The organism is Halomonas sp. G11, assembly GCF_001663515.1.
Lineage (GTDB): Bacteria > Pseudomonadota > Gammaproteobacteria > Pseudomonadales > Halomonadaceae > Vreelandella.
This window is the reverse complement of sequence record NZ_LYXG01000006.1, coordinates 1-19,604: the sequence shown is the minus strand read 5'-3', so window position 1 is coordinate 19,604 and position 19,604 is coordinate 1. Positions and strand designations below refer to the sequence as shown.

20 protein-coding genes are annotated in these 19,604 nt (G+C 56.1%); 18 read left to right on the top strand and 2 right to left on the bottom strand.

The genetic code is table 11. The annotated features are described in order from the left end of the window. Nucleotides 1-8 precede the first annotated feature (8 nt). The 4 genes from thiD to dtd all read left to right on the top strand — a co-directional run bounded on the left by thiD (nt 9) and on the right by dtd (nt 3,003). Nucleotides 9-839, top strand: coding sequence for a bifunctional hydroxymethylpyrimidine kinase/phosphomethylpyrimidine kinase (gene thiD, locus ADS46_RS03545; protein ID WP_066316340.1), 831 nt, complete (start codon nt 9-11; stop codon nt 837-839). A gap of 102 nt (nt 840-941) precedes the next feature. Continuing rightward, nucleotides 942-1,784 carry a universal stress protein gene (locus ADS46_RS03540; RefSeq protein WP_066316339.1) on the top strand — a complete coding sequence of 281 codons (843 nt, stop codon included), beginning with the start codon at nt 942-944 and terminating at the stop codon, nt 1,782-1,784. Nucleotides 1,785-1,853: 69 nt separating this feature from the next. Then, entirely contained in the window at nt 1,854-2,513 is a 660-nt protein-coding gene (locus ADS46_RS03535) for a chalcone isomerase family protein (protein WP_234346757.1), read from the top strand. Between the two features lie 52 nt (nt 2,514-2,565). Beyond that, nucleotides 2,566-3,003 carry a D-aminoacyl-tRNA deacylase gene (dtd, locus tag ADS46_RS03530; protein WP_066316337.1) on the top strand — a complete coding sequence of 146 codons (438 nt, stop codon included), beginning with the start codon at nt 2,566-2,568 and terminating at the stop codon, nt 3,001-3,003. Between the two features lie 8 nt (nt 3,004-3,011). Here dtd and ADS46_RS03525 read toward each other — a convergent pair whose 3' ends face one another. Beyond that, the gene (locus ADS46_RS03525; protein WP_066316336.1) at nt 3,012-4,958 is read right to left on the bottom strand and encodes an ABC-F family ATP-binding cassette domain-containing protein; all 1,947 of its coding nucleotides are present in this window, start codon (nt 4,956-4,958) and stop codon (nt 3,012-3,014) included. A 29-nt stretch (nt 4,959-4,987) separates the two neighbouring features. Here ADS46_RS03525 and ADS46_RS03520 point away from each other — a divergent pair, with 29 nt between their 5' ends. From ADS46_RS03520 to ADS46_RS03490, 7 genes are all read left to right on the top strand, one after another. Then, nucleotides 4,988-5,575: a TIGR02444 family protein gene (locus ADS46_RS03520; protein ID WP_066316335.1), complete on the top strand. Its 588-nt coding sequence runs from the start codon at nt 4,988-4,990 to the stop codon at nt 5,573-5,575. A gap of 171 nt (nt 5,576-5,746) precedes the next feature. Then, entirely contained in the window at nt 5,747-6,769 is a 1,023-nt protein-coding gene (gene dctP / locus ADS46_RS03515; protein WP_066316334.1) for a TRAP transporter substrate-binding protein DctP, read from the top strand. A gap of 257 nt (nt 6,770-7,026) precedes the next feature. Beyond that, a complete protein-coding gene (locus ADS46_RS03510; protein ID WP_066316332.1) occupies nt 7,027-7,605 on the top strand; it encodes a TRAP transporter small permease in 579 nt (192 codons plus the stop codon). A gap of 30 nt (nt 7,606-7,635) precedes the next feature. Continuing rightward, a complete protein-coding gene (locus tag ADS46_RS03505; protein ID WP_066316331.1) occupies nt 7,636-8,919 on the top strand; it encodes a TRAP transporter large permease in 1,284 nt (427 codons plus the stop codon). 21 nt (nt 8,920-8,940) lie between these two features. Further along, nucleotides 8,941-9,384: a universal stress protein gene (locus ADS46_RS03500; RefSeq protein WP_066316329.1), complete on the top strand. Its 444-nt coding sequence runs from the start codon at nt 8,941-8,943 to the stop codon at nt 9,382-9,384. A gap of 148 nt (nt 9,385-9,532) precedes the next feature. Further along, nucleotides 9,533-10,213 (top strand): FKBP-type peptidyl-prolyl cis-trans isomerase, encoded by a 681-nt coding sequence (locus ADS46_RS03495; RefSeq protein WP_066316327.1) that lies wholly within the window; start codon nt 9,533-9,535, stop codon nt 10,211-10,213. 3 nt (nt 10,214-10,216) lie between these two features. Next, nucleotides 10,217-11,275, top strand: a complete 1,059-nt coding sequence (locus ADS46_RS03490; RefSeq protein WP_066316325.1) for an alpha/beta fold hydrolase — start codon at nt 10,217-10,219, stop codon at nt 11,273-11,275. Here ADS46_RS03490 and ADS46_RS03485 read toward each other — a convergent pair. After that, the gene (locus ADS46_RS03485) at nt 11,272-11,862 is read right to left on the bottom strand and encodes an SCO family protein (protein WP_066316323.1); all 591 of its coding nucleotides are present in this window, start codon (nt 11,860-11,862) and stop codon (nt 11,272-11,274) included. The genes ADS46_RS03490 and ADS46_RS03485 overlap by 4 nt on opposite strands. Nucleotides 11,863-11,978: 116 nt before the next feature. Here ADS46_RS03485 and ADS46_RS03480 point away from each other — a divergent pair, with 116 nt between their 5' ends. The 7 genes from ADS46_RS03480 to ADS46_RS03450 all read left to right on the top strand — a co-directional run. Beyond that, complete coding sequence (locus ADS46_RS03480; protein ID WP_066316321.1) at nt 11,979-12,896, top strand: AEC family transporter; 918 nt, start codon at nt 11,979-11,981, stop codon at nt 12,894-12,896. Nucleotides 12,897-13,297: 401 nt separating this feature from the next. Next, nucleotides 13,298-14,209: an ectoine hydroxylase gene (gene thpD, locus ADS46_RS03475; protein ID WP_066316319.1), complete on the top strand. Its 912-nt coding sequence runs from the start codon at nt 13,298-13,300 to the stop codon at nt 14,207-14,209. Nucleotides 14,210-14,776: 567 nt separating this feature from the next. Next, nucleotides 14,777-15,700 carry a 5-dehydro-4-deoxyglucarate dehydratase gene (kdgD, locus tag ADS46_RS03470; RefSeq protein ID WP_066316515.1) on the top strand — a complete coding sequence of 308 codons (924 nt, stop codon included), beginning with the start codon at nt 14,777-14,779 and terminating at the stop codon, nt 15,698-15,700. Between the two features lie 24 nt (nt 15,701-15,724). Continuing rightward, complete coding sequence (locus ADS46_RS03465) at nt 15,725-16,717, top strand: TRAP transporter substrate-binding protein (protein ID WP_066316314.1); 993 nt, start codon at nt 15,725-15,727, stop codon at nt 16,715-16,717. A gap of 52 nt (nt 16,718-16,769) precedes the next feature. After that, nucleotides 16,770-17,297 (top strand): TRAP transporter small permease, encoded by a 528-nt coding sequence (locus ADS46_RS03460; RefSeq protein WP_156524467.1) that lies wholly within the window; start codon nt 16,770-16,772, stop codon nt 17,295-17,297. A 9-nt stretch (nt 17,298-17,306) separates the two neighbouring features. Next, entirely contained in the window at nt 17,307-18,587 is a 1,281-nt protein-coding gene (locus ADS46_RS03455) for a TRAP transporter large permease (RefSeq protein WP_066316311.1), read from the top strand. A 40-nt stretch (nt 18,588-18,627) separates the two neighbouring features. Then, on the top strand, nt 18,628-19,604 hold a 977-nt coding region (locus ADS46_RS03450), incomplete at its 3' end, for a mandelate racemase/muconate lactonizing enzyme family protein (RefSeq protein WP_066316509.1).

Here is a 19,604-nt window from a genome sequence, read left to right as displayed (position 1 = left end):
GGATCACCATGTCTAATGATTCCCGCCTGCGCAATGTGCTTACCATCGCCGGTTCCGACCCGTCCGGCGGCGCTGGGCTGCAGGGCGATTTGAAAACCTTCTCGGCACTCGGTGTCTACGGGACCAATGTGATTACGGCGGTGATCGCCCAGAATACCTGCGGTGTCGCCTCGGTATACCCGGTGTCGCCCCAGGCGATTCGTGAGCAGTTGGAGAACCTGCTCGACGATGTCGAGATCGATGCCGTCAAGATCGGCATGGTCGCCAGCCGCGACGTGGCCGAGGTGATCGCCGAGGTGCTGGGGCAGCGGCGGCCACGCTGGATCGTCCTCGACCCCGTGATGGTGGCCAAAAGCGGCGATATTCTGGTCGATAATGAAGGTATCCGGGCGGTGCGCGATATCCTGGTGCCACTGGCGGACGTGATTACCCCCAACCTGCCCGAGGCCGCTGTTTTGCTCGACGCGCCATCGCCCACTGGGCTGGATGAGATGGAAGCGATGCTGCCGCGCTTGACGCAGCTTGGCGCGCCCTATGGGGTGCTCAAAGGGGGCCACCTGCGGGGGGAGACCTGCCCCGATCTGCTGGCGACGCCCAAGGAGCATCGCTGGCTGCCAGCGTCGCGGATCGCCACGGAGAACCTGCACGGCACCGGCTGCGCGCTGTCGTCAGCCATTGCTGCCTGCCTGGCCAAGCTTCCGGCAGGGGCTGAAAATGACGCCCCGGTCGCCGCGATAGCCGAAGCCAAGCAGTGGCTGCATGCCGGTCTGGAGGCCAGTGTCAGGCTGAATGTAGGTAAAGGACGTGGCCCGGTGCACCACTTTCACGCCTGGTGGTAAAGCGCAGCGCCGCTCGCCGGGCGGGCGTCACCGTTTCGCTTGCGCAATGGGCCGTTGCGCACCATGCTGAAGGGTGTCCGCCAAGGCTGAGGAGCGTTTGCGATGACTCGTACCGTACTGTTTGCCACTGACCTCTCTGCCGAAAATCGCGCGGCCTTTGCCAGGGCGCTGCGCCTGGCCTACGCCGATGGGGCCCAGCTCGACATTATCCATGTGCTGGACCCCTACTTACCCCGTCGCGTCTTTCACGAGGTTGAAGCGGCGGTGGTAGACGATATCGCCGCCACCCTCAAGGACGTCCGTGAAGATTATGCCCTCGAAGAACCCAAGACGCTGATCCAGACGGTCGCTGGCGCGCCTTACGTCGAAATTATCCGCGAGGCCCACGAACGTCAGGCCGACCTGGTCGTGGTGGGCATGCATCGCAAGCGCGGCCAGAAAGACCTACTGGCGGGAACCAGCCTGATGCGCATCATCCGCAGCGCGCCCTGCCCTGTGGTGGTGGCCTCGCAGCCGCCGACCCAGCCGTGGGAGTCGATACTGGTACCCGTCGACTTTTCTCTGACGGCCCGGCACAGCCTGCGTGAAGCGTTACAGCGTTTCCCGGATACTTCACTGACACTGTTGCATGCCTGGAGCTTGCCGGGCGAGCGTGAACTTGGCTCGCATCCCTACTATGCCCAATGGCGCGATCATGAGGTGACACGGTTGCGCGAACGGCTCGCTCAGGAAATTGACAGCCTGATGAGCGAGCTGGCGGGCGTTCCCGACGTTGAACTGGTGCTGGAGCACGGTTCCCCGTGTGAGGTCCTGAATGCCTACATCAAGCGCCACACCCCCGACTTGGTGGTAATCGGCAGCCGAGATCAACCACACCATGCGAGCCAGTTGACCGATATGCTGTTGAGTGAACCGCATTGCGACGTGATGCTATGCAGGGCATAGCTATACGGAACTTTTATTCATATTCTATGTAGTATAGGCATCGTCTGGAAATTATAGAGGTGCCTTACTATGCCATCGCTAACACTGACCCATGTTTTCAAAACGAGTGTTTTCAAAGCGAGCGTTTTCAAAACGAGTATTTTTAAAGACGATGGCCTGATGCCGCGCATGCCTCGCGTTGCGGCGTGGCTTCTAGGTGGGCTGCTGTTGTTCGGGTCGCCTGTTCTCTGGGCGCAGACGGTCAGCGAAGAGGGCGAGCGCTTCGAGCGAACCCTGGAAGAGAACGGTCAACGCTATGCGCTTATCGGCAGCGGCGTTTTTACCTACATGATCTGGACCGCCTATGCCGGGGCGTATTACCAGGCAGAAGGCGAAACTGACCCCCGGCCGCAAAGCGATATACCCCGCCGCCTCGAGTTGGCCTACTTCCATGATATCGAGGCCGAAGAGTTTGCCGACGCCACCACGGAAACGCTGCAAAAAAACCTGACCGCCTATGAGTACTCGCAGCTGGAAACCGATATTAATGCCTTTAACCAACGTTATCAGGATGTCGAACCACAGGATCGCTATGTATTGAGCTGGGACGGCGATACGCTGCGTTTGGCACTGAATGGCGAGGTGCTGTTCGAGGGCGCAAACGCGGAGCTGGCCAGCGCCCTGTTTGGTATCTGGCTAGGCGAGCGCCCCCTGGGTGAAGACTTCCGCGATGCGCTGCTAGGGAGGTAATCACGCCTTGGCATGCACGCTATACTGGCGCTTTTGCGAGTGAGGCATAAACGTGAAAGCACTGATACAGCGGGTAACCCGGGCAAGTGTTGATGTCGAAGGCCATACCGTGGGCGCCATTGACCACGGGCTATTGGCACTGGTGGGCGTCGAAAAGGGCGATGGCCAGGCGGATGCCGACAAGCTGCTGCACAAGCTGCTGAATTACCGCGTGTTCAGTGATTCGGACGGCAAGATGAATCTGAATGTGCGGCAGGCTGAGGGCGGCCTGCTACTGGTGTCACAGTTCACCCTGGCGGCCGATACGCGTAAAGGCCTGAGGCCCAGCTTTTCAAGCGCCGCGCCCCCTGATGAAGGCGAGCAGCTGTTTAACTATCTGGTGACCCAGGCGCAATCCGCCTGGCAGAACGTCGCTACCGGCGAGTTTGGCGGCAATATGCAGGTCTCGCTGGTGAACGACGGGCCGGTGACCTTCTTGCTGGCGAGCTGAGCGGGTCTTCAGGCGTTCTCGTTGGCCACTAGTTCAGCTTCCATGGCTTCCAGCGCCTCTTCGGCGGCCAGCCACTCGGCTTCGGCGTCGTTCAGGCGCGCCTTGATATCAGCCTGGCGGGCCAGGGCATCGGTTAGTTCAGCCTTTCGGGCGCTGTCGGTGTAAAGTTCAGGGTCGGCCAGTATTTCCTCGACCTTTTCCAGTGATTGCTGGGTCTTTTCCATCGCCTTTTCCGCCTGGTCGCGCTGCTTTTTCAGTGGACGCAGTTTCTCACGTAGTTCGGCGGCTGCCTTGCGAGCGGCCTTGCGGTCGCCACTGGGCTGTTGGGCCTGGCGTTCGTTTTTCTCGCTACGATTATCGCGGCGGCTTTCTTCAAGGCGCGCCTTGAGCCAAGCCCGGTAGTCGTCCAGGTCGCCGTCAAAAGGCTCGACGCGATGGTCGGCGACCCGCCAGAACTCATCCACCGTGGCGCGCAGCAGGTGGCGGTCGTGAGATACCAGAATGACGGTGCCTTCGAAACTGGCCAACGCCTGAGTGAGGGCCTCGCGCATTTCCAGATCCAGGTGGTTGGTAGGCTCATCCAGCAGCAACAGATTGGGCTTTTGCCACGCCACCAGGGCCAGCGCCAAACGGGCCTTCTCGCCACCTGAAAAGGTGCCCACCTGGCCGAAAGCGTCGTCGCCTTTAAAGCCAAACCCGCCCAGGAAATTGCGGATTTCCTGGTCACTGGCGGTGGGCGATAGCCGCTGCACATGCACAAACGGCGTGGTGGTCACGTCGAGCCCTTCCAACTGATGCTGGGCAAAGTAGCCAATCGCCAAGTGCTCGCCGGGCACCCGCTTGCCGTTTAACAGTTCGAGCTCGCCAGTGAGCGATTTGATCAGCGTTGATTTACCCGCCCCGTTGGGACCTAGCAGACCGATCCGGCTACCCGGCAGCAGGGTAACATTGACCTTGTCCAGCTGGACGATATCGCCCGCATCGCCGCGATAACCCAATGTGGCCTGGTCGAGCACCAGCAGCGGATGCGAGGTTTTATCCGAGGCGGGCAGGGTGAAATGAAAGGGCGAGTCGACATGGGCGACGGCAATATCCTCCATGCGCTCCAGCATCTTGACGCGGCTTTGGGCCTGCTTGGCCTTGGTGGCCTGGGCACGGAAGCGCGCGATAAAGCGCTCGATTTCCTCGCGTCGTGCCTGCTGCTTGGCGGCTTCGGCACGCTGGAGGGCGAGCTTTTCGGCGCGGGTGCGCTCAAAAAGCGAGTAATTGCCGCGGTAAAGTTCCAGCGTCTGGTGATGCATATGCACAATGTGATCGCAGACGGCATCCAGGAAATCGCGGTCGTGGGAAATCAACAGCAAGGTGCCGGGGTAGCGGGTGAGCCACTGCTCCAGCCACAGCAGTGCATCAAGATCCAGGTGGTTGGTGGGCTCATCCAGCAGTAGCAGGTCGGAGGGCATGAACAGCGTGCGAGCCAGGTTGACGCGCATCCGCCAGCCCCCGGAAAACGCTGACAGCGGCCGGTCGAGGTCGGCCTGAATAAAGCCGAGCCCGACCAGCAGTTGCGCCGCGCGGGACTCGGCGCGATAGCCGTCGAGGGTTTCAATCAAGCCGTGCAGTTCAGCCTCCCGGTGGGCTTGACCCGCGTCACGGGCGGCCTGTAGATCCGCTTCGGCCTGGCGAAGGGCGATGTCGCCATCCAGTACATACTCGATAATCGGCCGGTCCAGCGCATCGACCTCCTGGGCCATGTGCGCGATACGCTGCCCGCCGCTCAGTTCAACGTCGCCCTGGTCCGGGCCGAGTTCGCCCAGCAGCAGCTTAAAGAGGCTCGATTTGCCTGCACCGTTAGCCCCGATGATCCCCGCTTTCACCCCGTCGTGGAGGGTGAGGTCGGCGTTGTCGAGTAGCGTTTGCGTGCCGCGTTGCAGAGCGACTTGGCGCAGTGCGATCATGCGTTCTCCCGAATAAGATGGGGCATACAATGCCAGATTCTATGGCGCTTGATTCTACCCGATTCGCGGCGCTTCAGCAGACACCGCTGTGGGATTTCGCGCTAACCTTCTATAGCCGCCCCGGCGTCGAGCCGTCGTGCCTGACGCTACAGGACCATGCAGGTGTGGATGTCTGCGAGCTGTTGTTTCATGGCTGGCTGTATGTGCATGGACTCGAGGCGTTACCCGAATCGCTTGTCACGCAGCGCCAGGCGCGCCGTGATTGGCAGGCGGGAGTCACAGAGGTGCTGCGTGGGCTACGGCGCGACTTAAAGCATCATGATGCACCCAGCGAGACCGTCTCCGCCCTGCGCGAGCGGATCAAGCAGGCTGAGCTGCTCGCCGAGCGTGAAAACCTTCAACGTTGGCAAAGGTGGGCATGGGACCACGAGCAGCCCTCGACGCGCCTGAAAAATATGCCAGCCAACTCGCACGATACGGGAAGATGGCTGCAAGAACGTGTTTTATTGCCGCACGATTCGATGCTGGATGATGACGAGCCAGAAGCCCGCGAGGCCCTTGAACATGCCTTTAGGGTGCTAGGTCAGCAACTTGACCCCTTACGGCGAGCGCGCTAGCCTGAAAATTAGCTGCTTTTGAATAACTCATTGTTATTCGGCCTTTGAGATGTGCAGCGCCACTCAGCGATTGCACAATGGTCAATGACACCGCGCGTTGTGAGACGCGCCGATCAAAGCAGATTCCTGCGCACTCGTACAGCGCGCTTACCACTGCAAGGGGAACACCGCATGAAGGCAAGCAAGTTAGTAACGACGGCGAGCGTCAGTGCACTGTTGGTTGGTATGTCAGGCGTCGCTCAGGCTGACAACTGGCGTTACGCGCACGAAGAATACGAAGGCGACGTTCAGGACGTTTTCGCCTATGCGTTCAAAGAGCACATTGAGGACAACTCCGATCATACCGTCCAGGTCTATCGCTTTGGCGAGCTTGGCGAGTCCGATGACATCATGGAGCAGACCCAGAACGGTATCCTCCAGTTCGTCAACCAGTCGCCTGGCTTCACCGGCTCACTCATCCCCGAAGCACAGATCTTCTTCATTCCTTACCTGCTTCCCACCGACGAAGAAACCGTGCTTGAGTTCTTCGACGAGAGCGAAGCTATCAACGAGATGTTCCCGGAGCTTTACGCCGAGCAAGGCTTAGAGCTTCTGCAAATGTATCCAGAAGGTGAGATGGTCGTCACCACCAACGAGCCGTTCACTTCCCCCGAAGGGCTGGATAACAAGAAAATCCGTACCATGACCAACCCGCTGTTGTCTGAAACCTACGACGCATTCGGGGCTACGCCAACGCCATTGCCCTGGGGTGAGGTATACGGCGGTCTGCAGACCGGCGTTATCGACGGTCAAGAGAACCCGATCTTCTGGATCGAATCTGGCGGTCTTTATGAAGTATCGCCGCACCTGACCTTTACCGGTCACGGCTGGTTCACCACCGCGATGATGGCCAACCAGGATTTCTATGAAGGGCTTTCCGAAGAAGACCAGCAACTGGTCCAGGAAGCGTCTGAAGTGGCTTACGATCACACCATCGAGCATATCCAGGGTCTGGCCGAGGAATCGCTTGAGAAAATCCAGGAAGCTTCCGACGAGGTCACCGTCACTCGCCTGAACGAAGAACAGATTCAGGCCTTCCGTGAGCGTGCGCCTCAGGTTGAAGAAGCATTTCTGGAAATGACCGGCGAGCGTGGCGAAGAGCTGCTCAATCAGTTCAAGGAAGATCTGGAAGAAGTCTCCAGCGACGAAGAATAAGCAGCCCTCGCCATACAAGGTGCTGCAATGGAAGGACCAAAGGGGCGGCCGGCGGCTGCCCCTTTCTCATATGATCAACAGCGATATCAACTCGCGAGTTGGAAAGAAAGTCGTTCATCCAGCGTTGAACCAGTCTCGTTGGGTTACCGCTAGGCTAGTCATATTAGCGGTGGATGGCACAATAATTTTCGGCGTTTAGATCAGTACGGAAAGGTGAAATCGCTAGCGCAAGGTTGCCTGATAAAAGGAGTCCGGCCATGACCGAAGAAGAGTCTGAGAAAAGCTACCGCTCTGGCTTGCCCGGTTTTTTAGGGGTGATTGATACAGCGATCAGCAAATTAGAAGCCGTCATTTTGGCGATGGGTGTTTTGCTCATGGCGCTGAATACGGTCACTAACGTGGTCACACGCTTTGTGTTCGGCCACAGCATCATGTTTACAGGTGAGCTCAACCGGATCCTGATTATCATGATTACGTTTGCCGGTATTGGCTACGCCGCCCGGCACGGTCGGCATATACGCATGTCGGCCATCTATGATGCTCTCCCCACCGGGGGTCGCAAAGTACTGATGATCGCCATTGCCTTGTTTACCTCGATGGTCATGTTCTTTTTGCTTTACTACTCGGTGTTTTACATCATCGATTTGTATAGCAAAGGGCGCGTGTTGCCATCTTTGGGGCTACCCATCTGGATCATCTACCTCTGGGTACCGATGGGCTTTTTGATTACCGGCATTCAATACCTGCTAACGGCAATTAAGAACATGACCTCCCGGGATGTGTACCTCTCCACCGGGGTGGTGGATGGCTATAAAGATACCGAAACGGAAGTCTAACGCAGGGCAACGCTGCCTAGGGGAACCGCTATGACGACAATAATGGTCACTACGATGATTGCCCTGCTGTTGCTGGGCTTTCCGATGATGATCCCGTTGATCACCGCCTCGGCCATTGGCTTTTACATGATGTTCAACGGGCTGGGGCAGATGGAAACCCTGATTCAGCAGATGATGGCGGGGATACGCCCCGCATCGCTGATCGCGGTACCGATGTTTATTCTCGCCGCCGACATCATGACCCGGGGCCAGTCTGCCAGTCGCCTGATTGACATGGTCATGTCGTTTATTGGCCATGTGAAAGGCGGCCTGGCTGTCAGCACCGCTGCCTCGTGTACGCTGTTCGGGGCAGTGTCGGGATCGACGCAGGCCACCGTGGTGGCCGTTGGTTCGCCGCTGCGGCCGCGTATGTTGAAAGCGGGGTATTCGGATTCGTTCACCCTGGCGTTGATTATCAACTCCAGTGATATTGCCTTTTTGATTCCGCCGAGTATCGGCATGATTATCTACGGGGTCATTTCAGGTACGTCCATTGGTGAGCTTTTCATTGCCGGGATCGGACCTGGCTTCATGATTCTGATGATGTTTGCCGCCTACAGCATGATCTATGCGACGGTGAAGAAAGTGCCCACCGAGCCAAAAGCCAGTTGGGGAGAGCGTGGTAGGGCCGTGCGCATGGCGCTATGGCCGCTGGGCTTCCCGGTGATTATCGTGGGCGGTATCTACGGCGGTATTTTCAGCCCTACGGAAGCGGCGGCGGCCTGTGTACTGTATGCCGTCTTCCTTGAGTTCCTGGTCTTTCGCTCGCTGAAAATGAGCGATATTTACGCCATTGCCAAATCGACGGGCTTGATAACCGCCGTGGTGTTTATTCTCGTGGCCGTGGGTAACAGCTTTTCGTGGATCATTTCGTTTGCGCAGATTCCCCAGGCGATTCTGGAATCGGTAGGCGTCAATGAAGCAGGCCCCACCGGCGTGCTGATTGCCATCTGTATCGCGTTCTTTGTTGCGTGCATGTTTGTCGACCCGATTGTGGTCATCCTGGTACTGACCCCCATCTTTGCGCCAGCAATTGCCTCCACGGGGCTGGACCCTGTGCTGGTGGGGATCTTGATTACCCTGCAGGTGGCCATCGGCTCGGCGACGCCGCCCTTCGGGTGCGATATCTTTACCGCCATTGCCATCTTCAAGCGCCCGTATTGGGATGTGATCAAGGGTACCCCGCCGTTTATCTTTATGTTGATTCTGGCGGCCGTGCTACTGATCATGTTCCCGCAAATTGCCCTGTTCCTGCGCGATGTAGCGTTTCGCTAAGTCGTCACAAGGAGAACGCCAATGTTCAACCGCATTTTAGTGCCGGTGGATGGCTCCAAGGGCGCCCTCAAGGCGCTTGAGAAGGCCGTAGGACTGCACATGCTGACCGGCGCAGAGCTGTATCTGCTATGTGTGTTCAAGCACCACAGCCTGCTCGAGGCGTCGCTTTCCATGGTGCGGCCGAGCAAGCTGGATATCCCCGACGATGCGCTGAAGGAGTACGCCACGGAAATCGCGGTGCACGCCAAGTCCCATGCGATAGAAATGGGGGCTGACAGCGGAAGCGTGCGGGCCTTCGTCAAGGGAGGTCGACCCTCGCGCACCATCGTTCGCTTTGCCCGCAAACGTGAGTGTGACCTGATCGTGATTGGTGCCCAAGGCACCAACGGCGATAAAAACCTGTTGCTGGGCAGTGTGTCCCAACGAGTGGCAGGCTCAGCCCACTGCCCCACCATGGTGGTGTAACGCTCTTCCCCGGAGATATCGCTGGGTAATAACACCCGCCGCCTTGGCAGATGCAGCCTGGGGCGGCGGGTGTTACTCTTTTAAGTGTCCTTTCAATACGCATCAATTACCCATACCACGGTGCTTCGCACCACAAAAAAGGTGTTCTATGAACGTAGCGATTTCCTCAACGGCCCTGGTTGGCTTACTGCTGGTGGCTCCCTTGGCCGCTGCAGCGCCGGAAACGGAAGAAGAGCGTTTGGCTTATAGCCTGGGCGTTACGCTGGGTGAAAGCATGCAGGCCGATGTCGAAGACCTGGATATCGATTCGTTTACCGACGGCATACGCGATGTATTTGAAGGTAATGATCTGGCGCTTGATGACGCGCAAATGAGCGAAGCTTTGATGGCTTTTCAGGAGCAGTCCATGGCGGCCCGCGAAGCGGAAGCGGCGCAAGCCAGTGAAGCAAACCGAGAAGCCGGTGAAGCCTTCCTGGCCGAAAACGCTGAGCGCGATGAAGTGACGGTCACCGAGTCAGGCCTGCAGTACGAAGTGCTTGAGTCGGGCGATGGGGAGTCGCCTGGCCCCCAAGACACCGTCGAGGTGAATTACGAGGGCATGCTGCTGGACGGTACGGTATTTGATAGCTCCTATGAACGTGGTGAGTCGGTTAGTTTCCAGGTCAATCAGGTGATCGAAGGTTGGCAAGAAGCCCTTCAAGCAATGAGTGTGGGCGACAGCTGGATGCTGTATATCCCTGCTGACCTGGCCTACGGTGAAGGTGGCCAGGGCCCGATTGGCCCCAACGAGGTGCTTACCTTCCGCGTAGAACTGTTGGACGTTGAATAAGTGATGCCTTTTCCGTCGCGTTTATCCCTAAGCTGCTTGGTCAGTGGGTTACTGTTTATCGGTAGCTGGCAGGGAGCGACGGTGGTTCAGGCAGCGCCCGGGCCGTTAGCTGCGCTGGGCGCTGGCAGGGACGTCAGCGTCGTGGGTATTTCGTCCGGTGGTTACATGGCCACGCAGTTGGCCGTCGCCTTCCCCGAGCGCTTCAGTGCAGTGGGCGTATTGGCGGCCGGCCCCTGGGAGTGTGCAGAAGGTTCGTTAAGCCGGGCGCTGAGTTCCTGCATGGCGACATCGGGCGGCGAGCCATCTCTCGACAGGCTTGAAAATCGCCGTCGCCGCTACGAGGCGGCAGGTCAGGTGGGGCCACGGGAAACGCTCAGTCAATTAAGGGTGTTTCTGTGGCATGGCGAGGATGACGATGTCGTAGAGCCTGAGTTGGGCGATTTATTGGCGGCTCAGTGGGAACGCTGGCTGGCCAATGCCGATCAGCTGCGCGTCGTTCGGCGAGAAGACACCGGCCATGGCTGGCCGGTAAGCCTGGACGATGAGGCGCCGCCTCCACGAACCTTGGGTGACTGTCAGCAGGGCGGTGGTAGCTACCTGCTTGCCTGCGATGACGATGTCGCTGGCGCCATGCTGCGCTTTTTGTACCCTGATCGCGAAAAGAACGATGAAGGCCGGGGGCAATTAAGCGCCTTTGATCAGTCTGACTTTGCGGTGACCGGGCTAGCGGATCGCGGCTTTGTTTATATACCGGAAGGTTGTGAACAGGGCGGATGCCAGGTCACGTTGGCCCTTCACGGTTGCCAGATGAGTGAAGACGCGATTGGCGATGCGTTCGTAAGGCACAGCGGCCTCAATGACTGGGCAGCACTGCATCAGCAGATCGTGCTTTATCCCCAGGTAGAGAACAGCATGATGAACCCTCAGGGCTGTTGGGACTGGTGGGGCTATGCCGAGCCCTCCTCACAGTTAGCCCCGATGCACAGTACCCGTGAAGGTGTTCAAATCAAGGCGCTAATGACCATGTTGGAACGCCTTCAAGCAACACCCGAGCAGGATTAACGACTCAGCTCATGCGATAAGGCAGCCGTAAGCCCTTGAGGCGTTGGCGAATACAGCACACGCTGCAAAATATCGCCGTCGCGGTCGACCAGATAGAGTGATGAGCTATGGTCAATGGTGTACTCGATGGCTGACTCGGGCGCTTCAACGCGCCGCGTGATCACCCCATAACGGGACATCACGTCATCCAGTTCGGCTTTGTTGCCCCTGGCGCCGATAAAGTCCTCGCCGAAAAACGCCAGGTACTCTTCAAGCCGTTCCAGGGTATCGCGCTGTGGGTCGACGGTGACCATGACAGGCACCACCTGTTCGCGTTGCGATGCCGAAAGCTCAGCCAGCGCCTGGCGCTTGACCGACTGCGTCATGGGGCATACGTCAGGGCAATACGTATAGCCGAACGACAGCAGGGCAATTTGATCATCGGCAAGCTGGGACAGCGAAAAGTCGCCTTGAGTGGACGGCAGTTCAATCTCACCGCCAGGTGGCATGTCGTCTTGAGGAGGCAGCGTGGCCTTGTAGAGCATGATGCCACTCGCCACGACCAGCGCGGCGACGCCGACGCCTAGCCATAATTTCGGATAGGCCATGGTATCTCCCTGCAGGCGATGAACCAGCGTCCGTTGATGACTGAAACCCTCTGTTCATAGTAACAGTAAACCTGTAACTGTCACGGCGTGGTCGATCAAAAGGAGAAGGATACTCGATGGAAAGTATTAGCGGTGCCCTCGGCCCCCTGTTTCTCTTGATCTTGATGGGCGCAGCGCTGGGCGTTAAACGCTGGCCCAGCGATACATTCTGGCCGTCCATGGAGCGGCTGATCTACTTCGTACTCTTTCCGGCCATGCTGGTGTCGACACTGGCGACGGCGAATGTCAGCCAGGTGCCCGTGACCCGCCTGGCCCTGGTATTGCTGGGCGCGATGGCTGTCTTTGGCGTATTGCTGTGGCGTCTGAGAACCCAGCTCAAGCTGACGCCCGGGGCATTTACGTCGGTATTTCAAGGTGCCGTGCGATTCAATACGTACGTCGGGGTGGCGGGCGCGGCGGCCTTGCACGGCAGTGCAGGTGCCACTACCGCCGCCGTGGCAGTGGCGCTGATGGTGCCGGTGGTCAATATCATGTGTGTGGCAAGCTTTGTCGCCGCTGGCACCCTGGGTAACGCAAGTCTCGGCAAAAGCGTCATGGCGCTGATCAAGAACCCCCTGATTCTGGCGTGCTTGCTGGGTATTGTGCTGAACCTTTCCGGCATAGGGCTGCCGGGCTGGAGCCACGATACCGTCGACCTATTAGGCCGTGCCGCCTTGCCGCTTGGGCTGGTTGCTGTGGGGGTGGCATTGCGCCCGGCAGCGCTGCTGCGCGTTGATCGCGGCGTGCTGGCGACGAACAGTGTCAAGCTGGTGCTGATGCCCGCGCTGGTGCTGATACTTGCGTGGCTGGTTGGCCTGGATACGGTGAGCCGCGACGTCGCGCTGTTGTTTGCCGCACTGCCCACGGCGACGTCTGCGTATATTCTGGCACGCCAGCTGGGCGGCGATGCCGAATTGATGGCCGCGATCATCACCGGTCAGACGCTACTGGCGATGCTGACGCTACCGGTTTGGCTTCAATTGGCGAGCGGCTGAAAACGGAATAAAAAATATTCGTATTTGTGTTGACGTGCTAAATGAGAATTATTACATTGTGATTATGGCGTTTGATGAGACGCCACAGACCACGACAGATTTGGCAATTCATACCATTTTCCTGTCATGGTTTCTCCCTCTCATTGCTAGTCACGGTCTTTTGCCGCTCCCCTGGAGCGGCTTTCTTTTTTCTGAGCACCGGTCTCTGAGTACCAGCCAACGCCCCTTTCTCTGCGCGGTTTTTTGGCGACTTCCCTCCCCCTGCATAAATAAAATGATGACCGTTCGAACGCTTTATGAGCGGGTATGGCGCGATTGCCGGAAGGCGGGTTCGTGTCTACGTTTTATAAGGAGTACCTGAAAAGCGTTTATTGGCCTGGATACTAACGGAGGAGTTTGCCATGAGCGATACCCAAGACTTATTCCCTACCCGCCTGGAACGAAAACTGGGAATGTTTAAACGCATTGACCCCGTGGTGTTTGGCGATGAGTCCCAGCTTGCCAATGGTCCATTGGATAGGTCGCAAATTGAGGAATATGAAAGAAAAGGGTTCCTGTCATTTGAAGGTTTTTTTGATGCCGATGATATGCAGGTTTTTCTTCAAGAGCTGCGCGAGTATGAAGACGATGCTGACCTTAAGCTTTCCGAGGGCACGATCCTGGAACCCGGACGTGAGGAAATACGTACTGTTTTCGGTATTCATCAAGTCTCAAAACGTTTCCAGCGCTTGACTCAAGATCCCAAGTTGCTGGCGATCGTCAAGCAGTTGCTGGGCAGCGATGTTTATATCCACCAATCAAGGATCAACTACAAGCCAGGATTTAAAGGCAAAGGGTTCGAGTGGCATTCGGATTTTGAGACCTGGCATAGCGAAGACGGCATGCCGCGGATGCGAGCGCTCAGCTGTTCCATCGTCCTCACGGATAACGGCGAGTTTAACGGGCCTCTGATGCTGATTCCCGGTTCGCATCACTACTTTGTTCCCTGTGTGGGGCGGACGCCGGAGGATAACTACAAGGAATCGTTAAAAAGCCAAGAGGTAGGGGTGCCCCCGGCGAGCAGCTTGCGCGAACTGATGCTGGAAAACGATATTGAAGCCCCTAAAGGGCCAGCCGGCTCTCTAGTGATTTTCGAATGCAACACCATGCACGGGTCCAATATCAACATGTCGTGCTGGCCGAGAAGTAATTTGTTCTTTGTTTACAACAGTGTTGAAAATACGCTTCACGACCCTTACTGTGGCAACCGACCCAGGCCCGAATTTCTGGCCAATCGCTCGGAATGGGATCCAGTGCAACCGCTGGAAGAGTAACGGCGTCAATGCATAGCGCTGGACGATCATCTGTGAGGCGATGTCCAAAAATAAATAAAAACCGTTCGCATTATTATTGACGTAGTAAATGAGAACTATTACAGTGTGGGTGTGGCGTTGATGAGACGCCACAGACCACGACAGATCGGGTAATCATTACCAGTTTCCTGTCATGGTTTCTCCCTCTCATTGCTAGTCACGGTCTTTTTGCCGCTCCTCTGGAGCGGCTTTCTTTTTGGGGCCTGGGCAGCTCAACTGACCCGCACGACTGCCTGCCCCCCGAGCTGTGAGCAGATTCACCTATCCCTCTGTACAACCTCGTCTTTTATCACTAAGCCGCTATCAATACAGATATTTATCTGTGCGATAGGCTTAAGTGTGATATCCGAAGCGTAGGCGACTGGCCTTCAACTTTGGTTGTATTTTGTGTCATGTGCCTTGCCTGATGGGACCATGCGGCTTAACTTCTTACTTGTACGATGTATGACAACTAGGCGGTTGTCACGATTTAGAGCCTCGCTAATGGGTGTTGGCACACTGCAACGAGGGAAGCATGAGGATGGTGGCGTGAAGTTTTCCAAACAAGACGTAATACAAGCGATCGGCGATGGCCTGCTCTCGTTCCCGATCACCGACTTCGATGACAACGGCCAGTTCGATGAAGCCAGCTACCGCGAGCGGCTAGCCTGGTTTATCAGCCATGATATTTCCGCCGTGTTTGTGGCGGGCGGCACCGGTGAGTTTTTCAACCTATCGCTGGAAGAGTACCGCCGTATCGTTCAGGTGGCGGTTGAGGTCATTGACGGCAAGCTTCCCGTGATTGCCAGCGCCGGTTTGAGCGTGGCGACAGGTAAAGCCTTTGCCAGTGCCGCGGAAGAGGCCGGCGCCGATGGTATTTTGCTGATGCCGCCCTACCTGACCGAGTGCCCGCAAGACGGCCTGGTCGATTACGCCCGGCAAATTTGTGACTCAACGGCAATTAACGTTATCTACTACAACCGCGGTAACGGCATTCTCAATGCGACGTCTGTTCAGGAGCTGGCGGATGCCTGCCCGAACCTGATTGGCCTGAAAGATGGCAAGGGCGATATTCAAGCGCTTAACAAGATCGTCAAGACCGTGGGCGACCGCCTGACCTATATCGGTGGCGTGCCCACCGCCGAGATTTTCGCCGAAGCGTATCTTTCCATCGGTGTTAATACCTATTCCTCGGCCGTGTTCAATTTTGTTCCCGATATGGCGGTGGCTTTCTATCGAGCCCTCCGCGCTGGGGACAGCCGTGTCGTTAAGCAAATTACCCAGGACTTTTTTATCCCGTTTATCGATTTGCGGGATCAAAAAGCCGGGTATGCCGTGAGCCTGATCAAAGCCGGTGCCGAGATTATTGGCCGCCCGGCTGGAGAGGTTCGCGCGCCTTTAACGATGCCCACGTTGGAAGAATGCGAACACCTTTCGCGTTTAATTGAGCAACAAAAACACAATAACTTATAACTTTTCCTGTAAGAGGAGAGCGTCATGTACAACTACAAGATCAACGTTTCACTAGCCACTATCGCGACGGCAAGTGTTTTGAGCGCACTATCGTTTTCAGCACAAGCCGCTGAGTGGCGGGGCTGGAATATCCATCCTGAGGGTTACCCTAACTCTGATGCGCTGGAGTCGTTTGCTGAAAAAGTGGCGGAAAGAACTGAAAACCGCATTGAACCACGCCTCTACCACAGCGCCGTATTAGGCGATCAGCCTGATGCGATCGAGCAAACGCGTAATGGTGCCCTCGATTTTGCTAACTTCAACATGGGGCCGATGGGTCCGATCGTAAAAGAGACCAACGTGCTCTCGCTGCCTTTTCTGTTCAACAATCGCGAGCATATGTATGAAGTGATGGATGGTGAGATCGGTGATCGGTTTGCTGCTGCGTTGGAAGATGAGGGGTTGGTGGCGCTTTCCTGGTTCGAGTCCGGCGCGCGCAGCCTGTACAACACTGAAAGGCCGGTTGAAACACCTGAGGATGTAGAAGGCTTAAAAATTCGAGTAATGAACAACGACCTCTATGTCGAAATGATTGAGGCAATGGGTGGCAACGCAACCCCCATGTCGTACGGTGAGGTTTATCAATCGCTGAAAACAGGCGTACTTGATGGGGCGGAAAATAACTTCCCATCGTTTGAATCAAGCAACCATTACGAGGTTTCACAATATTACTCGTTAACTGAGCATCTGATTATTCCAGAGTGTTTGTGTGTTGCTAAATCAACGTGGGATTCGCTATCTGAGGAAGATAAAACCATTGTTGAAGAAGAGGCTTTGGCAGCAGCGGAGCTACAACGTGAGCTTTGGTCAGAAGGGTCGAAGGAAAGCCGAAAAATCGTCGAAGAAGCAGGCGTTGCAATTAATGAAGTGGAAGACAAGCAGGTTTTTCAGGATATGATGCAGCCTCTTTACGATGCGTTCATCGAAGAAAACCCGGATCTTGAATCATTAATCACGGATATCCGAGAAACCATCTGACGATCCGAATACGCTCCCTGTTCTCTTGGGCAGGGAGCAGTAGGAGATAACTGTGAACGCCAACTCTGATACTCATCAGGACCCGAACGATAAACAAACCAGTCTTCTAGACAGAGTGCTAGATAGTGCAGCTGTGGGTTGTTTGATCATTGCAGGCATTTTATTAGTGCTGCTAATTATTTTATTTGGGTGGCTTGTGTTTGGGCGCTATGTACTTAATGACACGCCTACCTGGGTAGAGCAGGTATCACTATTAATTGTTGTGTACATCACTTTTCTAGGGGCAGCGGCAGGTGTAAGGAATCGTAGCCACTTAAGTATCGATTTTATTCGCGAGGGGCTGCCCTCTTTTTGGAACAAGCTTTTCCATGCCATTGCTGATTTTTTTGTTATTGGGTTTGGCATTTTTATGACTTATCAGGGATCGCTATTGGTGCTTAACAACCTGGAGCGGGCCATCCCAATGATTGGTTTATCAGAAAGCTGGAGAGCTGCGCCTTTAGTGATTTGTGGTGTGCTCATAGTCTTGTTTTCTGTTGCCGACATGTTGGGAAGAGTCACTAATAGCCGTCTTAAATAAGGAATTATCATGGGTCTCGCTATTCTCTTCGGGCTGTTTTTTCTGGGCCTTATTGTCGGTGCCCCCGTGGCATTTGCGGTGGGTCTGGCAGCGGTAGTTACCTTTATTTATGAGGGCCTGCCTCTATTTGTGGCCTTCCAGCGCATCTTGTCGGGGATCTCGGTATTTTCACTGCTGGCGATACCGTTCTTTATCTTCGCGGGCGAGTTGATGCTTCAGGGCGGCATTTCAGCGCGCCTTGTTCGTCTAGCATCTGCCATGGTGGGTAAAGTCAGAGGTGGCTTAGGCCTGGTGAACGTGAGCTCGTCAATGCTGTTTGGGGGAATTTCTGGCTCGGCGGTGGCGGATACGTCCGCGCTGGGTTCATTGCTGATCCCGGTGATGAAGGAGAAAGGTTATGACGCTGACTACGCAGTCAATGTCACGGTGACCTCTTCTGTCGCCGGTGTCGTGATTCCGCCTAGCCACAACATGATTTTATACGCTGTGGCGGCGGGTGGTGGCATCTCGGTCACTCAGCTATTCATTGCCGGTATTGTGCCGGGGATATTGATGTGCCTTTCACTGGCGGTAGCCGCCTACATCGTGGCGGTTAAGCGTGGCTATAAAGGGGAAGAGTTTCCCGGCTGGCAAGCTCTGTTGTTTAGCCTTGTCGCTGCTGTGCCTGGCTTATTGACGGCCGTCATCATTGTGGGAGGCGTACTCTCGGGCGTTCTGACAGTGACCGAGTCGGGTGCTTTTGGTGCTATCTACGCTATTTTAGTGACGGCATTTGTATATCGTGAGTTGCGTTGGGAATCGTTTAAAGCGGCAGTGTATCAAGCGGTTAAAACTACGGCACTGGTGATGATCTTGGTCGGTTGCGCGTCGGCATTTTCCTACCTGCTGGCGCTTTATAACGTTCCGGAACTCCTGATGGGGGCGTTAACGACCATTTCCGATAACCCCATCGTCATTCTGTTGATGCTCAACCTGATTTTGCTCGGGCTAGGCATGATCATGGACATGGCGGCGCTGATTTTGATCTGTACGCCAATTTTCCTGCCGGTGGCAACGCAGTCAGGTATGGATCCTATCCAGTTTGGCGTGATGCTGATGATGAACTTGGGGCTTGGACTATGTACGCCGCCAGTAGGAACCTGCCTATATGTCGGATGTGTGGTCGGGAAAATCCGTATTGAAAAAGCGGTACGCACGATTTGGCCCTTCTATTTAGCCTTGTTTGTGGCATTGATGCTGGTGACTTATGTCCCCGCTGTCTCGCTGACATTGCCCGGCTTTTTTGAGTAGCTGTGCCATTTATTACCGCTTTTGATAAGGAGTCTGCGCTATGAAGGTGCAATCTGTTCACACACATTTACTGGATTATGCTTTAGATACCCCGTTTGAAAGTGCCTCCATGCAATTTTCCAGACGCCAGCACTGTTTAGTCGAGGTCATATGTGACGATGGCACTGTTGGGTGGGGTGAGTGCCTGGGCCCGGCCAAACTCAACGCGGCTGTCGTGGCTGCTTATGCGCAAAGCCTAATAGGGCAGGACCCGTTACAAACAGAACGGCTCTGGTTAACGCTTTATAACCAGCTGCGTGATCAAGGGCAGCGCGGGCTCACCGTGACAGCGCTTAGCGGTATTGACATCGCTCTTTGGGATATTAAAGGCAAACACTTTGGTGTGCCTATTTCCACCCTGCTGGGCGGCAGAGTGCGGGAGAGTGTAAGCGCTTACGCGACCGGCTCATTCCGGCGTGACGGGGTTGATCGTGTATCGGACGTGGCTGAAGAGGTAGCGGGTTATCGTCGCGAGGGTTTTCACGCGGTGAAGGTGAAAATTGGTTTTGACGTTGAGGAAGACCTGGCGGTGATTGCCGCTGTGCGTGAAGCCATCGGCCCTGATATGAGTTTGATGATTGATGCCAACCATGGCTACGACATGTTGGAGGCTGTGGAGGTGGGTAAACGCGCTGCTCAATGGGGCGTCGACTGGTTCGAAGAGCCGGTGCTACCTGAGCAGCTGTCAGCGTACCGCGCCGTGAAAGCAGGTCAGCCTATCCCGGTAGCTGGCGGCGAAACCTGGCATGGTCGCTACGCGATGCAAGCGCCGCTTGAAACGCGGGCGGTGGACATCGTTCAGCCAGATATCTGTGGTGTTGGCGGTTTTACCGAGATACGCCGCGTAGCCGATATGGCGGATTTGCACGGTGTGCGTCTTATCCCGCACGTGTGGGGTACGGCGGTTTGTATTGCCGCCAGCCTGCAATTTATGGCGGCATTATTACCGAACCCGCCGCGGCGAGAGCCACGCCCACC